Raw genomic sequence first — 17,057 nt, 5'->3', positions numbered from 1 at the left:
GATAAAAAAGGCAGCGAATTCGCTGCCTTTTCTTTATCTATGGTACTGGTTTACAGTGCCGCGATGGTTGTCTTCTGCTCTTCAAGCTTGATTAAGGTTTCTTGGTAACCTTCTAGCTTTTCACGCTCTTTCGCAACAACCGCTTCAGGCGCTTTAGCAACGAAACCTTCATTACCTAGCTTACCTTCGATACGTTTGATTTCGCCGTGCGTTTTCTTGATTTCGCCATCAAGACGAGCAAGCTCAGCATCTTTGTCGATCAGACCTGCCATTGGGATCATCAGCTCAGACTTCTCAACCAGTTTAGTTGCACAAGCTGGCGTCTCTTCACCTTCAGCCAGTACTTTGATTTCATCTAGTTTAGCCAGTGAGCTGAGTACTGTCTTGTTTGCTTCGATACGAGCCGCATCTTTCTCATCAGCGACCTTAACCATTACCGACAGACCTTTGCTAGGTGCGATGTCGTATTCTGCACGTAGGTTACGGATTGCGGTGATGAAGGTCTTAACCCATTCGATGTCTTCTACGATTTCAGCGTTGAAGTTCTCTTGGTTAAACTGAGGTAGTGCTTGAGTCATGATGGTGTCGCCTTCAACACCGTCTACTAGCGGCTTAACGCTCTGCCAGATAGATTCAGTGATGTAAGGTAGCACTGGGTGAGCAAGACGTAGTGTCTTCTCTAACACAGTGATCAGCATGTAGCGAGTCGCTTGTTGCTGAGCTTCTGTACCTTTCCAAAGAACTGGTTTAGTTAGCTCTAGGTACCAGTCACAGAATTGGTTCCAGATGAATTCGTAAAGCGTGTTTGCTGCCATGTCTAGACGGAAGTTGTCTAGGTGAGCGTTAAACTCTTTTGCAGCCAGCTCAAACTGAGATTCAATCCATTTGTCCGCTAGAGAGAACTCTAGGCTCGCGCGCTCTTCAGCAGACAGTGACATGCCACAATCGTGCTCTTCTGTATTCATTAGTACGTAACGGCTTGCGTTCCATAGTTTGTTACAGAAGTTACGGTAACCTTCAAGACGCTTCATATCCCAGTTGATGTCACGGCCAGTAGAAGCCATAGCAGCAAGAGTGAAACGCAGTGCGTCAGTACCGTATGGTTCGATACCGTTTTCGAAAGTCTTACGTGTGTTCTTCTCGATCTTCTTCGCTAGCTGAGGCTGCATCATGTTGCCACAACGCTTCTCTACTAGAGACTCAAGGTCGATACCATCGATCATGTCGATAGGGTCAAGAACGTTACCTTTAGACTTAGACATCTTGTCGCCGTTTTCGTCACGGATTAGACCCGTTACGTAAACTGTCTTGAACGGTACTTGTGACTTACCGTTTTCATCTTTGTTGAAGTGCATGGTCATCATGATCATACGCGCAACCCAGAAGAAGATGATGTCGAAGCCCGTTACTAGCACATCTGAAGGGTGGAAGGTCTTCAGGTCTTCAGTTTGCTCTGGCCAGCCTTGAGTACCGAACGTCCATAGCGCAGAAGAGAACCATGTATCAAGTACGTCGTCGTCTTGGCGAAGAACTACAACAGGTGCAAGGTTGTTGTTTGTACGTACTTCTTCTTCAGTACGACCTACATAGACGTTGCCGTCGTTGTCGTACCAAGCTGGGATACGGTGACCCCACCAAAGCTGACGAGAGATACACCAGTCTTGAATGTCACGCATCCAAGAGAAGTACATGTTTTCGTACTGCTTAGGCACGAACTGGATTTCACCATCTTCAACCGCTTTAACAGCAGGCTCAGCAAGAGGTGCAGCACGTACGTACCACTGGTCAGTTAGCATTGGTTCGATAACCACGCCACCACGGTCGCCGTAAGGAACGGTTAGGTCGTGATCTTTGATTTCGTCTAGAAGGCCTAGCTCTTCAAATTCTGCAACGATAGCTTTACGCGCAGCAAAGCGCTCCATGCCGTGGTATTTCGCTGGTAGCTCAGTTGAGTACACATCACTTGCTTCACCGTTAGTGGTGAATACTTCCGCAGCATCACGAATGTCAGCGTTGAAAGTTAGGATGTTGATCATTGGTAGCTGGTGACGTTTACCGACTTCATAGTCATTGAAGTCGTGTGCAGGAGTGATCTTCACACAACCAGTACCTTTCTCCATATCAGCGTGCTCGTCACCCACAATAGGGATGCGACGATCAACTACAGGAAGAAGAATTTCTTTGCCGATCAGATCTTTGTAACGTGGATCTTCTGGGTTTACAGCAACACCCGTATCACCAAGCATGGTTTCCGGACGAGTTGTCGCAACAACAATGTAGTCTTTACCTTCAGCTGTTTTAACGCCATCCGCTAGCGGGTAGCGGAAGTGCCACATGTGGCCTTTTTTGTCTTTGTTTTCAACTTCAAGATCAGAAATTGCAGTGTGCAGTTTAGGATCCCAGTTTACTAGACGCTTACCACGGTAGATCAGGTCTTCTTCATACAGGCGAACGAATACTTCTTGAACCGCGTTAGATAGGCCATCGTCCATCGTGAAGCGCTCACGGTCCCAGTCTACTGATGCACCAAGGCGACGAAGCTGCTTAGTGATTGTGCCACCAGATTCGTTTTTCCATTCCCAGATCTTGTCGATGAAGGCATCACGACCGTAGTCATGTTTGGTTTTGCCTTCTTCTGCTGCGATTTTACGCTCAACAACCATCTGAGTAGCGATACCAGCGTGGTCAGTACCTACCTGCCAAAGGGTGTTTTTGCCCTTCATACGTTCAGCACGGATCAGAGTATCCATGATTGTATCTTGGAACGCGTGGCCCATGTGTAGGCTACCAGTGACGTTCGGTGGCGGGATCATGATGCTGTATGATTCTTTCGTCGTGTCACCGTGTGGCTTAAAGTAGCCTTTCTCTTCCCAAGCTTGGTATAACGCTTGTTCAATTGAAGTTGGGTTGTATGTCTTTTCCATAGCTATAGATATTCTGCAGATAGGTCTGGTTTAATTCTAAGTCAATCTTTATAAGTGAACTCTCTAGAAGGAGAGCTTAGCTATAAGGATTGACCATTAGTTGTGTGCGATGTCGATCGTTTGTAGCTGATAACCCGCTTGGCGATAGATTTTATATCGTTCTCGCGCCAGTTGCTTGGCTTTTTCTTCGCAAGGGACGAAGTCTACCACCTCTGCAAACTTGTTCGCAAAGGTTGTCTCATTTTCAGCCAAATTTATTACCAATTGTCGGTTCCATGAGGGCTTAACACCTTGGTATCCGATTTCAATGCCTGTGCCATATTTAGGCCCTTCACCAGTGAGGTTATGAGCCAGATATTGTTCGGCATCGACTTGCCAGAAACATTCCGCTAACTGCTCAGCATGCTGCTTATCATGGCAATGGAGATACACCTTAGCGCCCTGTTTGGCAAAGTGACCAGCAAGAAACAAAACGTATTGTTCAAAGCCTTGTCGGTTGGCTTGCGGTGAATCGGGCTTAATGATGTAAAACGTTGCGTTTGGCATAATCATTCCGAATAAAAAAGGGCCTTTCGGCCCTTTAGAATTTGTTCAGAAATTACTCTTCTGTCTCTTGGCCACTGCGGTTCAGTAAGAACTGGACAAGCATTGAGACTGGGCGGCCTGTTGAGCCTTTTGCTGCGCCTGACTTCCACGCAGTACCTGCGATGTCGACGTGTGCCCAGTTGTATTTCTTAGCAAATTTAGACAGGAAGCAACCTGCTGTAATTGTACCGCCAGGGCGACCACCGATGTTTGCCATGTCAGCAAATGGGCTCTTCAGCTGCTCATGGTATTCGTCTGCCATTGGTAGACGCCATGCACGATCGCTTGCTTGTTCAGAAGCGTTCACTAGCTCGTGAGACAGTGGGTTGTGGTTTGAGATAACACCGCTGATGTGGTGGCCCAGTGCAATTACACAAGCGCCTGTTAGCGTTGCTACGTCTACCACACAATCTGGTTCGAAGCGCTCAACATAAGTCAGTGCATCACAAAGAACCAAACGGCCTTCAGCGTCAGTATTAAGTACTTCAACAGTTTGGCCTGACATCGTTGTCAGAATGTCACCTGGACGGTAAGCATTGCTGCCTGGCATGTTTTCACATCCAGCAAGAACACCAATGACGTTGATTGGTAGGTTAAGTTTCGCCAGAGATTTCATGGTACCGAAAACAGATGCCGCACCACACATGTCGTACTTCATCTCATCCATACCTTCACCTGGTTTAAGTGAGATACCGCCTGAATCAAAAGTCAGACCTTTACCAACCAACACGATTGGTTTCGCTTCTGGATCTGGGTTGCCATTGTATTCCATGATAGACATCATAGATTCATTCTTAGAGCCGCGGCCTACTGCAAGGTATGAAGTCATACCCAGTTTTTCCATCTCTTGCTCACCAATAATCTTGGTTGTGATGGTGTCATAGTCATCAGCCAGACGACGAGCCTGAGAAGCAAGGTAAGCAGGGTTTGCGATGTTTGGCGGCATGTTGCCGAGATCTTTCGATGCTTTTACCCCTGAAGCAATGGCAAGACCATGAGTGATCGCTTTTTCACCTAGGTTAAGTTCACGGCGAGTTGGTACGTTGAATACCAGCTTGCGCAGTGGACGGCGAGTCTCTGGCTTGACGCTCTTGAACTGATCAAAAGTGTACAGGCCATCTTTGGTTGCTTCGACTGCTTGACGAACCTTCCAGTAAGTATCGCGGCCTTTAACGTGTAGCTCAGTCAGGAAACATACCGCTTCCATTGAACCTGTTTCATTCAGAGTGTTAATCGTTTTCTGAATAATTTCTTTGTACTGACGCTCGCCCAATTCGCGTTCTTTGCCACAACCGACAAGTAAAACACGTTCAGACAAAACACCTGGTACTTGATGCAGAAGTAGCATCTGCCCTGGTTTACCTTCCAGATCACCACGGCGAAGTAGTGAACTGATATAGCCGTCGCTGATTTTATCGAGCTGTTCAGCAACTGGAGAAAGGCGACGTGGTTCGAATACACCCACAACGATACATGCACTACGTTGCTTTTCCGGGCTACCACTCTTTACACTGAACTCCATGCGTACTCCTACATCCTGAAGACAAATAGAACTAAATGTTAGATAATGGCGTCTTACTTGTTGATTCCTTAATCGGAACTACTTTTAAATAAGCGCGTTAACAGTTAGCCAAAAAATTTAAAAATAAAAGGTTCAACGGGAAATTATAGTGATTCAATTAAAAAAACAAGTTTTGTATAGGTAATTTCAGCGTGATTATTGTTAGATATTTGATCCGCGAGACACTCAAGAGCCAGTTAGCGATATTTTTTATCCTGTTTTTAGTGTTTTTAAGCCAAAAATTGATCAAAGTTTTAGCGGATGCTTCGGATGGAGATATTCCTGCCAGTCTGGTTATGCACTATGTGAGTTTGAGCATGCCGTCAATGGGGCTTTTGATGCTGCCATTGAGTCTTTTCCTCGGTATTTTGCTGACTTTTGGCCGACTGTATGCAGAAAGTGAAATAACTGTCATGAATGCGACCGGAATAGGAAATAAGTTTCTAATCCGCGCCGCACTCTATCTTGCGGTGATCACTGGCGTGATTGCTGCAGCCAATGCATTCGTATTTTCGCCAATGAGTCAGGAAAAGCTGATTCAGTTACAAGAAGAAGTCGAAGCGGAGAACAGTGTTGACCTATTGCAGAAAGGCCAGTTCCAGGGTACTCCGGACGGTTCCTCTGTGGTCTTTATCGACGATATTGAAGGCAAGCAGCTCAAGCATGTGTTTGTAGCTCAGATGCGCCCACGTGATTCAATTCTACCAAGTGTGTCCTTCTCGCAATCTGGTGAGGTGAAAGAACTGAGTGACGGACGTCAGGTTATTCGCATGTACGATGGTACGCGTTATGAAGGTGTGCCAACGCGCGTTGATTACATGGTGACCGATTTTGACCAGTATGAAGGCCTAATTGGCCAGCGTGACGTGAAGCCGAAAGGGCGTGACTGGGAAGCTATCCCGACGATGCAGTTGGTATCTAACCCAGATCCGCGTGCTCAGGCCGAATTGCAATGGCGTATTTCTCTGGTTGTCTGTATTCCGCTTCTGACTATGTTGGTCGTTCCGTTGTCAGCAGTTAACCCACGTCAGGGACGCTTCGCTAAAATGGGCCCAGCGATTCTCATCTATTTGGCGTACTTCCTTTCGATTAGTGCCACTAAGTCGGCGCTAGAAGATGGTTCTATCCCGTCGTTTATCGGTATGTGGCCGATTAACGCGGCCTTGCTGCTGACCGCAATAGGGATCAATTCGATGGACAGCATTCCAATGCGACGCTTTAAAGACAAACTAAGACAAAGAAAGAAGGCAGCATAAGCCGTGTTTAAAATTCTCGACCTTTATATTGGCAGAACCATTATCGCCACGACGTCGCTCGTATTGGCGACCTTTGTTGGCCTGTCTGCCATCATTAAATACGTTGAACAGCTACGTAAAGTGGGGCAGGGCAGTTATGATTTGCTGCAAGCCTTGTTTTACGTGCTACTGAGTATTCCTCGTGATATCGAAATGTTCTTCCCAATGGCCGCTTTGCTGGGTGCATTGATTGGGTTAGGTATGCTGGCGTCAAGTTCAGAGCTGGTGGTAATGCAGGCCGCTGGCTATTCCAAGTTGGATATCGGCCTGTCGGTTCTGAAAACGGCGGTTCCTCTGATGGTTCTGGTGACTTTACTTGGTCAGTGGGGTGCACCTCAGGCACAGAAAATGGCGCGTGATCTGCGTGCGTTCACCACATCTGGTGGTGCGATCATGTCAGTGCGGACTGGTGTGTGGGCCCGGGATGCCAACGACTTTATCTTCATCGGTAAAGTTGAAGACGACAAGCTATACGGTTTGAGCATGTGGCGCTACAACGACGACAAACAGTTGGAAAGTGTGGTGCATGCGGCCGAAGTAGATTATTTATCTGACAACACTTGGGTGATGAAAGATGTGCAGTTGACTGAAATGGCGGATGAAGTGGAAATCACCAAAACCAGTTTGCCTGAGTATCGTTGGACGACCTCTTTAGCGCCTGACAAGCTCGCTGTCGTGACAGTGAAACCCGAAGAGTTATCACTCAGTGGTCTTTATGATTACGTGACGTATTTGAAAGCTTCAGAGCAGGATGCTTCGCGTTATGAGCTGGCTCTCTGGCGCAAAGTGACTCAGCCGTTTTCTATTGCCGTGATGATGTTGATGGCGCTGTCGTTTATTTTTGGGCCGCTGCGTAGTGTTACCATGGGGGCACGTATTCTATCTGGTGTGGTGGCGGGTTTTACCTTCTATATCTCCAGTGAGTTCTTTGGTCCACTCAGTCTGGTTTACAGTATCCCACCAGTTTTTGGTGCTGTGATGCCAAGTATCGTCTTTCTGACAGTGGCTTTAGCCCTCTTGAGAAGAAAGCTCTAAACACTAAATCTGAAATAAAAACGGCTGCCAATGGCAGCCGTTTTACTGTTTATCACAGCAACTTTTTCAATCGATACAGTTCTTCCAGTGCCTGACGTGGCGTTAAATCGTCAGGGTCGATGCCTGAGAGAGCTTCTTCCACTTCGCTTGGCTCCGGAATAAGACTCAGTTGATTAGCAATGTCGACCGCACTGCTGGTAACGCTGCTACTTTCTCCCTGACTGAGTTGTTCAAGCTGCGTCAGCTTCGCTCGGGCATTTTTAATGACACTCTTTGGCACACCAGCCAGCCCAGCTACAGCAAGACCATACGATTTGCTCGCTGCACCTTCTTGAACGGCGTGCATGAAGGCTATGGTATCGCCGTGTTCCACTGCATCTAAGTGAACGTTCGCTAAATGAGGAATCTGGTTTGGCAGTTCGGTCAGCTCAAAGTAGTGGGTGGCAAACAAGGTCATTGAACCAAGCTCTTTTGCCAACCATTCGGCACTCGCCCAAGCAAGTGAGAGACCATCATAAGTACTGGTGCCTCGACCGATTTCATCCATCAGCACTAGGCTATTGGTGGTCGCATTATGGAGAATGTTGGCTGTTTCCGTCATCTCTACCATGAAGGTAGAACGGCCAGAGGCGAGATCATCGGATGCCCCAATACGGGTAAAGATGCGATCGATGGAGCCAATTTGAGCCGATTCAGCCGGTACGTAAGAACCGATATGGGCCATTAGCGCAATCAAGGCAGTTTGGCGCATGTAGGTCGATTTACCGCCCATGTTCGGGCCGGTGATGATCAGCATCTTACGCTGTGGGTTGAGCTCTATCGGATTGGCAATAAAAGGCTCATCCATTACTTGTTCGACGACAGGGTGGCGTCCTGACTGAATGTGAATACCAGGTTCCTGACTCATCACTGGTCGGCAGTAATCTAAGCTGTCCGCCCGCTCTGCAAGGTTTTGCAGCACATCTATTTGGGAAATAGCTGAAGCCAAATTTTGCAGCTTTTCTAGGTGGGGCATTAAAAGGTCAAACAGCTCTTCCCACAATTGCTTTTCAAGCGCCAGTGCCTTCGATTTGGAATTAAGAACCTTGTCTTCATGCTCCTTCAGCTCAGGAATGATGTAGCGTTCTGCATTTTTCAACGTTTGACGGCGTACATAGTGCGGAGGTACTAGGTGGCTTTGTCCGCGGCTGACTTGGATGAAGAATCCGTGAACATTGTTGTAGCCGACCTTGAGCGTATCGATGCCGTGTCGCTCACGCTCATCCTGTTCCATCTTTTCCAGATACTCAGTCGCACCATCGGCCAACTTTCGCCATTCGTCGAGCTCGGCATTGTACCCTTCAGCAATCACACCACCATCTCGGATCACCACCGGTGGGTTCTCTTTAATGGCACGTTCAAGCAGTTCACAAACGGCCTCTTGTGGCGCCGCATATTGCCCTAGCTTGGTGAGATAAGGATGAGCTAGCGTACCCATTGTCTCTGCCAACTCAGGTAGTTGCTGCATAGCATGGCGTAAGCGCGCCATGTCACGAGGGCGGGCGCTGCGCAAAGCAAGACGCGCCAAGATACGTTCGATGTCGCCAATTTGTTTGAGAATCGGGTGTAAGTCAGCAAACAGAGTCAGTTCTTTCAGCTCACTGATTGCGTCTAGGCGATGGTTGAGCGTATTGATGTCACGCATTGGCTGATGAAGCCAACGTTTCAACATTCGGCTACCCATAGGCGTCGCAGTATGATCAATGACCTCGGCGAGTGTATTGTCAGTCCCGCCCGCTAAGTTCTGAGTGATCTCCAGATTACGACGAGTGGCCGCGTCGAGAATGACGGAGTGATCTTGACGATCATAAGTTAGGGAGCGGATATGAGGCAGAGCGGTACGTTGAGTGTCTTTCACGTACTGAATCAGACAGCCAGCGGCGCATAGCCCGAGGTGTGCTTGTTCCACGCCGAAACCAACCAAATCACGAGTGCCAAACTGCTGGTTTAACTGTTGTTTAGCGGTGTCCAGTTCGAACTCCCACACCGGGCGACGACGATTACCGTTACGCGCAGCCATTAATTCTACGGGTTCGAAGTCTTCTGGAAAGAGCAGTTCACGAGGGGCAGTTCGTTGCAGTTCTGCCGCCATCGCTTCTTCGGTTTCCGGTTCCATCAGTTGGAAGCGGCCAGAGGTCACATCCAGTGTGGCGTAACCAAATTTACCATCGTGGTGATAAATCGCCGCGATGAGGTTATCAATCCGTTCTGAAAGCAGCGCTTCGTCAGTGACTGTACCCGGCGTCACGATACGAACGACTTGGCGTTCCACCGGTCCTTTACTGGTGGCCGGGTCGCCAATCTGCTCACAGATAGCCACTGATTCACCGAGCTGAACGAGCTTAGCCAGATACCCTTCTACCGCATGAAACGGAACACCAGCCATAGGAATGGGTTCACCAGCGGAGGCACCACGTTTGGTCAGCGAGATATCAAGTAACTGAGATGCGCGTTTGGCATCGTCATAAAAAAGCTCATAGAAATCTCCCATTCGATAGAACAGCAATATATCCGGATTCTCAGCCTTCAATTTGAGGTACTGCTGCATCATGGGAGTGTGTTTTTGTTCAGCTTTCACGGTTAAGATCTTTTGTTTATTTCTATTGCGGCTTAGGATACGTGAATCACTGATTGGCGAAAAGTCACAATGAGAGTTTTAGATATGAAGGCATTGCAAAAACTATCTCAAAAACTAGGTGAACACCTAAATCATCATAATTTAATCCTTACCACAGCAGAGTCTTGCACAGGTGGTGGTGTATCAGCCGCAATTACCGATATTGCGGGCAGTTCGGCCTGGTTTGACCGCGCTTTTATTACATACAGTAATGAAGCGAAAATGGAGATGCTAGGAGTAGCGGAGCCGACGCTTGTTTCTCATGGTGCTGTCAGCGAAGAGACGGTGATTGAAATGGTGCAAGGTGCGATTAAACATTCCAGTGCCAATATTGGTGTTTCAATCAGTGGTATTGCGGGGCCAGGAGGTGGTAGCACTGAAAAGCCAGTAGGAACGGTTTGTTTTGCTTGGGCCGATGAAAACAGTTGGCTGAAAGTCGCCACTTATCACTTTGATGGTGATCGAGCTGAGGTTCGCCATCAGGCCGTTGAAGTGGCGATGAAAGTACTGTACGAAGAGTTGGAACAACGCAGCACATATTCTGGCTGATAATTTAAAAGTGAATAAAATTAAAGAGATATGATCTAAATCTAAAAAAAATTCACACAGCTATAGACACTGTATGAATCAACAGTATAATGATTTTCATTGATTGCCTCAGAGGACTCTGGGGAAGAAGAGAAGAATTCAAAGATCATCAATGCGTTGATGAACAAATCGGAGAAAGTGATGGACGATAACAAACAGAAAGCGCTCGCCGCTGCGCTCGGTCAGATTGAAAAGCAATTCGGTAAAGGCTCTATTATGCGTCTTGGTGATAACCGCGCTATGGATGTTGAAACCATCTCAACAGGTTCACTTTCTCTTGATATCGCATTGGGTGCTGGTGGTCTGCCAATGGGTCGTATCGTTGAAGTGTATGGCCCAGAGTCATCAGGTAAGACGACACTAACTCTTGAGCTGATTGCTGCTGCACAACGTGAAGGTAAAACATGTGCCTTTATTGATGCAGAACACGCTCTTGATCCTGTCTACGCTAAGAAGCTAGGTGTAGATATTGATGCACTATTGGTTTCTCAGCCGGATACGGGTGAGCAAGCGTTAGAAATCTGTGACGCTCTGGCGCGCTCAGGTGCGATTGACGTTATGGTTGTCGACTCTGTGGCTGCATTGACACCGAAAGCGGAAATCGAAGGCGAAATGGGCGATAGCCACATGGGTCTTCAGGCGCGTATGCTTTCTCAGGCAATGCGTAAGCTGACAGGTAACCTGAAGCAGTCAAACTGTATGTGTATCTTCATCAACCAGATCCGTATGAAGATCGGTGTGATGTTTGGTAACCCTGAAACGACCACAGGTGGTAATGCACTAAAATTCTACGCTTCTGTTCGTCTTGATATCCGCCGCACAGGCTCTATCAAGGAAGGCGACGAAGTGGTGGGTAACGAAACTCGCATTAAAGTGGTTAAGAACAAGATCGCAGCACCGTTTAAACAAGCTGAAACGCAAATCATGTACGGCGCGGGCTTTAACCGTGAAGGTGAGCTGATTGACCTGGGCGTGAAGAATAAGTTGGTTGAAAAAGCGGGCGCTTGGTATAGCTACAATGGCGATAAGATTGGCCAAGGTAAAGCAAATGCATGCAAGTACCTACGTGAAAACCCAGCGGCGGCTCAGCAAATCGATACGAAATTGCGTGAGTTGTTGCTAACACCGGCAGAAATCCAGCCAGACGACGCTGAGCTAGGTGAAATGCCAGAGCAAGAAGAGCTATAAGCACTTATAGCTCAGAGTTTTGAAGCCCTGCAATTTTGCGGGGCTTTGTTGTATTTAGCGTAACCGAATAATCTTTAAGTGCTTATGTTTCAACGCAAACCTCCCACTTTATCCAGTAAAGAAGCTGCCATTCAACTGCTTAGTCGGCGTGATCATGGTGAGTATGAGCTTTATCATAAGCTTGCGATGAAAGGCTATGAAGAAGAGGCGATTCAAGAAGCGGTTAACTTCTGTCTTGAACACAATTACTTAGACGATCTTCGTTACACCAAAAGCCAGATCCGACAGCATGTATACAAAGGTCATGGTGAACGACGTATTCGTCAGGAGCTCAATCAGAAACGTGTCAGTGAGTCCGTTATTGAAAAGGCATTTGAAGAGGAGCCTCAAGACTGGTTTGAGTTGGCGAAACAGGCTGCCGAAAAAAAGTTCAAAGGCGTCAAAGCGAAAGATCAGAAAGAGTATGCAAAACAGGTGCGATTTCTTCAATATCGCGGCTACAGCTTTGAACAAATCAGCTATGCCCTGAGTAATGAAGACGGATCATAAACAGTGTTTATGCGCTCATTTTTTTGATTTGTTGCGAAATTCGCGTTGAAAAGGCTCTTTTCTACAAGAAAGCTAGTCGTGGCTGATTGCTTGATCTACAATACGGCAAAATTCTAACTCGACTATTTTCAGGAAGAGCTGCATGTACATGAGCACTGATGAGGTTCGTAATTCGTTCCTCAAGTTCTTTGAAAGCAAAGGACACCAAATCGTAGACAGTTCATCGTTGATTCCACATAACGATCCAACCCTGCTATTTACTAACGCAGGTATGAACCAATTCAAAGATTGCTTCTTAGGCGCCGAAAAGCGAGCCTACACGCGAGCAACTACGGCTCAGCGTTGTGTACGTGCAGGTGGTAAACACAATGACCTTGAAAATGTTGGCTTTACCGCTCGTCACCATACATTTCTTCGAAATGTTGGGTAACTTCAGTTTTGGTGACTATTTCAAAGAAGATGCAATCGCATTCGCTTGGGAATTCCTGACAGAAACACTACAACTGCCAAAAGATCGCCTACTGGTCACGGTTTACGAGACAGATGACGAAGCATTCGATATCTGGAACAAAAAAGTCGGTATTCCAGCAGACAAAATTGTCCGCATCGGTGATAAAGAAGGCGGCAAGAAGTTCGAGTCTGACAACTTCTGGACAATGGGTGACACAGGTCCTTGTGGTCCATGTACTGAGATTTTCTATGATCACGGTGAACACATTTGGGGTGGCCGTCCGGGCACACCTGAAGAAGACGGTGACCGTTTCATCGAGATCTGGAACAACGTATTCATGCAGTTCAACCGTCATGCCGACGGCACAATGGAACCGCTCCCTAAACCTGCTGTTGATACAGGTATGGGTATTGAGCGCATCTCTGCAATCATGCAAGGTGTTCATTCAAACTACGAAATCGACGTATTCCAAAAGCTAATCAAAGCAGCGGCAGATACCATCGGTTACGAAGACCTATCAAATCAATCGCTACGCGTTATTGCTGACCACATCCGTTCATGTTCATTCCTGATCGTTGACGGCGTTATGCCTTCAAACGAAGGTCGTGGTTACGTACTGCGTCGTATTATCCGTCGAGCGGTTCGCCACGGTAATAAGCTAGGTGCGAAGGGCGTATTCTTCCACAAACTGGTTGGTGTACTTGCTGAAGTGATGGGCACTGCGGGCGAAGAGCTTAAAAAGCAACAAGCGGTTGTTGAAAAAGTGCTACGTATCGAAGAAGAGAACTTCGGACGTACGCTTGAACGTGGTATGACAATTTTGTCTGAAGCGCTCGATAATCTAGACGGTAAAGTGCTAGATGGCGAAACCGTCTTCAAGCTGTACGATACTTATGGTTTCCCAGCAGACCTTACTAACGATGTGGCTCGTGAACGTGAGTTCACTATCGATGAGGCGGGTTTTGAGAAGGCGATGGATGAGCAGCGTCAACGCGCTCGTGAAGCAGGCCAGTTCGGCACTGACTACAACGCGACCATCAAGTCTGATGTAGATTCTGAGTTCTGTGGCTACACGGGTACTGAAGGCAAGAGTAAAGTTGTGGAAATCTTCGTTGAAGGTGAAGCAGCGGAGTCTTTATCAGCAGGCGATCAAGCCATTCTTATCCTAGGTGAAACGCCATTCTACGCCGAGTCAGGTGGTCAGTGTGGTGACGCAGGTGTATTGAAGACTGAATCTGGAGTGTTCAACGTACAAGATACCCAGAAACTTGGTAACGCCATCGCACACCATGGTGTTCTTGCTGAAGGTGTTTTAGCGAAAGGTGATGATGTAGAAGCGGTTGTGGACGCTGAGCGTCGCGCAGCTATCTCACTAAACCACTCTGCTACGCACTTACTGCACGCCGCATTGCGTAAGGTACTAGGTGAGCACGTAACGCAGAAAGGTTCGCTTGTTAAGCCTGAAAATTTACGTTTTGATTTCTCTCATCTAGAAGCGGTAACACCAGCTGAATTGAAAGAAGTTGAGCGTCTGGTTAACGCACAAGTGCGTCGCAACCACAGCATCGAAACCAACATCATGGACATTGAATCTGCCAAGCAGAAAGGCGCAATGGCACTGTTCGGTGAGAAGTACGACGACGAAGTTCGCGTATTGTCTATGGGGGAGTTCTCAACGGAGCTTTGTGGTGGCATCCACGCAGAGAACACCGGCGACATCGGTCTATTCAAAATCACATCTGAAGGTGGTATCGCCGCAGGTATTCGTCGTATTGAAGCTGTCACTGGCGAAGCTGCGCTAGACGCAATCGAGCAGCAAGAAGCTAAGTATGAAGAGAAGCTTGCAGAGTCGGCATCTAAAGCGAAAGCTCTTGAGAAAGAGATCCAAAAGCTGAAAGACAAGATGGCGGCTGCGGAAAGTGCAAACATCATGGGCAAAGCTCAAGAAATCAACGGCGTTAAAGTCCTTATCGCTGCGATGCAAGATGCTGATCCTAAGAACCTGCGTACTATGGTTGATGACATCAAGAACCAAATGGGCAGTGGTGTCGTCATGCTGGCGAACATCAATGGTGAGAAGATTGGTTTGATTGCGGGTGTCACAAAAGATCTTATCGGCAAAGTTAAAGCGGGCGACTTAGTGAAAATGGTTGCTGAGCAAGTCGGCGGTAAAGGTGGTGGTCGACCTGACATGGCTCAGGCTGGCGGCACAGACGTTGAAGCGCTTCCTGACGCAATTAAGTCCGTACAGCCATGGCTTGAAGAGCGCCTGTAAAATCTGATTTGTATATAAATACGCTCAATCAATTGTTTGATTGGGCGTAATTTTTTTCTACTAACCAAGTGGTTTAATAGCTCAGTTACTCTGTGCTGATTAAGCAGCTTGGTTTTTGTTATTAATGCTGCAAACAATATTCAATTGATTGAATGTGGCCTAATGAGACTTTGGTCTTGGGAAGGTGAAGACTGGTGAAAAAGCCCCTTATCGTGCAAAAGTTTGGCGGAACCTCTGTGGGTTCAATTGAAAGGATCCACAAAGTCGCTGAGCACATCATTAAGGCGAAAAATGATGGTAATCAAGTTGTAGTCGTTGTGTCTGCTATGTCTGGAGAGACAAACCGACTATTGGATTTGGCAAAGCAGGTTGACAGCGTGCCAACTGCCCGAGAACTTGATGTTTTGCTCTCTGCTGGTGAGCAGGTGTCGATGGCACTGCTGGCAATGACTTTGAATAAATTAGGTTATGCCGCACGCTCACTTACCGGAGCACAAGCGAACATTGTGACGGACAATCAACACAATGACGCGACGATTAAACACATTGATACCTCAACTATTGAATCATGGCTGGCGCAAGACAACATTGTCATTGTCGCGGGTTTTCAGGGTATGAATGAGAATGGGGACATCACCACGTTAGGCCGAGGGGGCTCTGATACCAGTGCCGTCACTTTAGCGGGCTCTCTGCAAGCAGAAGAGTGCCAAATTTTTACTGACGTCGACGGTATCTATACTTGCGATCCTCGCACGGTTCCTAGTGCCAAGAAGCTGGATGTGATTGATTTTCCTTCCATGGAGGAAATGGCACGTAAAGGAGCGAAAGTGCTCCACCTTCCTTCGGTTCAGTACGCTTGGCGACATAATGTGCCACTGCGTGTTCTCTCCACGTTTGATAGCAATACAGGCAGTCTGGTCAAGGGCAGTGAATGCCAAAAGGCGATCTGTGGGGTCGCAATCCAGCGTGAATTGACAATGCTGAAGGTTGACCGTGATGCATTCTGCGGCTTAGAGAAACAGTGTCAGATGCTGGGTGTCACGATTTGGAATGTGATCGACCATGCAGAATGGGTAGGTGCGGTGATAAAACACGATGCTTATGCCAAGCTGGAACTGGTGTTCGGTGACAAAATCCGTAATAGTGAAGAGGTTAGCCTGCTCACAGCAGTAGGTCTTCAGGTCGAAGGATTGGTTGAACAGTCTTATGCCTTGTTGTCTGAACAGGGGATAGATGTGATGCATTATGCAGTGAATTCACAGTCGTTGATGTTGGTGTTGTCTCCAGAATACGTCGACAAAGCGGCAAACATACTGCATGATGCTTACATTACTTCTGCAGAGGCGCTCGACTGCCAACAAAAACATGCCTTTTTAGGTTAATTAGGCTCGAGAATAGAGTTTACGAAAATATAACTTTTGTTGGATAATAGCCTCGTAGCAAGAAAAATCAGAGATTACTCAAGGAGCACAGAATGCTAATTTTAACTCGCCGCGTTGGCGAAACTCTAATGATCGGTGATGAAGTCACAGTCACAGTACTGGGCGTGAAAGGTAACCAAGTACGTATCGGTGTTAATGCACCGAAAGAAGTGTCTGTTCACCGTGAAGAAATCTACATGCGCATTCAGGCAGAAAAAGGTAATGGTAACACTGCATCAGGCAACTACTAATTACACGAGAAGGCTGACATTATGTCAGCCTTTTTTGTATTGTTGATAGGCATATTTATAGCAAAAAGAGCGAATTAGCATCGCTTTGATTAAATAGCCAACGGTTGGCCAACTTTTTGCTGATTTTGCCAAGAAAATGTTTGACATATTTTCGGTAAATCGTAATATGTGCCTCCGCAAGACGGTGAGGTGGCCGAGAGGCTGAAGGCGCTCCCCTGCTAAGGGAGTATGCGGTTTGTAGCCGCATCGAGGGTTCGAATCCCTCCCTCACCGCCATT

The 17,057-nt window shown here is 47.3% G+C and carries 11 protein-coding genes, 1 tRNA gene and 1 pseudogene; 9 read left to right on the top strand and 4 right to left on the bottom strand.

The features are described 5' to 3' along the window. Positions 1-50: 50 nt before the first annotated feature. From VIC_RS24600 to pepA, 3 genes are all read right to left on the bottom strand, one after another. Positions 51-2,924, bottom strand: a complete 2,874-nt coding sequence (locus VIC_RS24600) for a valine--tRNA ligase (RefSeq protein WP_006963124.1) — start codon at positions 2,922-2,924, stop codon at positions 51-53. Between the two features lie 96 nt (positions 2,925-3,020). Continuing rightward, complete coding sequence (locus VIC_RS24595) at positions 3,021-3,470, bottom strand: DNA polymerase III subunit chi (protein ID WP_006963123.1); 450 nt, start codon at positions 3,468-3,470, stop codon at positions 3,021-3,023. Positions 3,471-3,522: 52 nt separating this feature from the next. Beyond that, entirely contained in the window at positions 3,523-5,031 is a 1,509-nt protein-coding gene (pepA, locus tag VIC_RS24590) for a leucyl aminopeptidase (RefSeq protein ID WP_006963122.1), read from the bottom strand. 191 nt (positions 5,032-5,222) lie between these two features. Between pepA and lptF the strand changes: the two genes are divergently transcribed. Further along, positions 5,223-6,326, top strand: coding sequence for an LPS export ABC transporter permease LptF (gene lptF / locus VIC_RS24585; RefSeq protein ID WP_006963121.1), 1,104 nt, complete (start codon positions 5,223-5,225; stop codon positions 6,324-6,326). Between the two features lie 3 nt (positions 6,327-6,329). Next, on the top strand, positions 6,330-7,400 hold the full coding sequence (gene lptG / locus VIC_RS24580; protein WP_006963120.1) for an LPS export ABC transporter permease LptG: 1,071 nt from the start codon (positions 6,330-6,332) through the stop codon (positions 7,398-7,400). A 52-nt stretch (positions 7,401-7,452) separates the two neighbouring features. Here lptG and mutS read toward each other — a convergent pair whose 3' ends face one another. Beyond that, on the bottom strand, positions 7,453-10,017 hold the full coding sequence (gene mutS, locus VIC_RS24575; RefSeq protein WP_006963119.1) for a DNA mismatch repair protein MutS: 2,565 nt from the start codon (positions 10,015-10,017) through the stop codon (positions 7,453-7,455). Between the two features lie 84 nt (positions 10,018-10,101). Between mutS and pncC the strand changes: the two genes are divergently transcribed. The 7 genes and pseudogenes from pncC to VIC_RS24540 all read left to right on the top strand — a co-directional run bounded on the left by pncC (position 10,102) and on the right by VIC_RS24540 (position 17,055). Then, complete coding sequence (gene pncC, locus VIC_RS24570) at positions 10,102-10,605, top strand: nicotinamide-nucleotide amidase (RefSeq protein WP_006963118.1); 504 nt, start codon at positions 10,102-10,104, stop codon at positions 10,603-10,605. 180 nt (positions 10,606-10,785) lie between these two features. Further along, positions 10,786-11,832, top strand: coding sequence for a recombinase RecA (gene recA, locus VIC_RS24565; RefSeq protein ID WP_031343405.1), 1,047 nt, complete (start codon positions 10,786-10,788; stop codon positions 11,830-11,832). An 84-nt stretch (positions 11,833-11,916) separates the two neighbouring features. Beyond that, positions 11,917-12,381 (top strand): recombination regulator RecX, encoded by a 465-nt coding sequence (recX, locus tag VIC_RS24560; protein ID WP_006963116.1) that lies wholly within the window; start codon positions 11,917-11,919, stop codon positions 12,379-12,381. Positions 12,382-12,523: 142 nt separating this feature from the next. Beyond that, a pseudogene (gene alaS / locus VIC_RS24555) lies at positions 12,524-15,107 on the top strand (alanine--tRNA ligase). A gap of 194 nt (positions 15,108-15,301) precedes the next feature. Beyond that, complete coding sequence (locus VIC_RS24550) at positions 15,302-16,489, top strand: aspartate kinase (RefSeq protein ID WP_006963115.1); 1,188 nt, start codon at positions 15,302-15,304, stop codon at positions 16,487-16,489. A gap of 92 nt (positions 16,490-16,581) precedes the next feature. Next, positions 16,582-16,779, top strand: coding sequence for a carbon storage regulator CsrA (gene csrA, locus VIC_RS24545; protein WP_006963114.1), 198 nt, complete (start codon positions 16,582-16,584; stop codon positions 16,777-16,779). A 183-nt stretch (positions 16,780-16,962) separates the two neighbouring features. Next, positions 16,963-17,055, top strand: a tRNA-Ser gene (locus tag VIC_RS24540). Positions 17,056-17,057 lie beyond the last annotated feature (2 nt).

The organism is Vibrio coralliilyticus ATCC BAA-450 (assembly GCF_000176135.1).
GTDB lineage: Bacteria > Pseudomonadota > Gammaproteobacteria > Enterobacterales > Vibrionaceae > Vibrio > Vibrio coralliilyticus.
Note: the sequence above shows the minus strand (reverse complement) of the source record. Positions and strands in the feature narration are given on the sequence as shown.